The organism is Bowmanella dokdonensis (assembly GCF_017254865.1).
Taxonomy (GTDB): Bacteria; Pseudomonadota; Gammaproteobacteria; order Enterobacterales; family Alteromonadaceae; genus Bowmanella; species Bowmanella dokdonensis.
The window spans coordinates 1-475 of sequence record NZ_JAFKCV010000084.1; the positions used below are offsets into that span (position 1 = coordinate 1).

Annotated in this window: 1 protein-coding gene; it reads left to right on the forward strand. The window is 54.5% G+C overall.

Annotation, left to right across the window (positions count from 1 at the left end):
• Positions 1-475, forward strand: a 475-nt coding sequence (locus J0A66_RS21650; RefSeq protein ID WP_206575929.1) for a phage terminase large subunit family protein, incomplete at both ends; no start/stop codon positions are given.

A 475-nucleotide genomic window follows, 5' to 3' on the forward strand; every position in this document is an offset into this window, starting at 1 on the left:
TATATCGAACAGTCAGGTTAACAGGCTGCGGCATTTTGTCCGCGCCGGGCTTCGCTCACTGTTCAGGCCGGAGCCACAGACCGCCGTTGAATGGGCGGATGCTAATTACTATCTCCCGAAAGAATCCGCATACCAGGAAGGGCGCTGGGAAACACTGCCCTTTCAGCGGGCCATCATGAATGCGATGGGCAGCGACTACATCCGTGAGGTGAATGTGGTGAAGTCTGCCCGTGTCGGTTATTCCAAAATGCTGCTGGGTGTTTATGCCTACTTTATAGAGCATAAGCAGCGCAACACCCTTATCTGGTTGCCGACGGATGGTGATGCCGAGAACTTTATGAAAACCCACGTTGAGCCGACTATTCGTGATATTCCGTCGCTGCTGGCGCTGGCCCCGTGGTATGGCAAAAAGCACCGGGATAACACGCTCACCATGAAGCGTTTCACTAATGGGCGTGGCTTCTGGTGCCTGGGC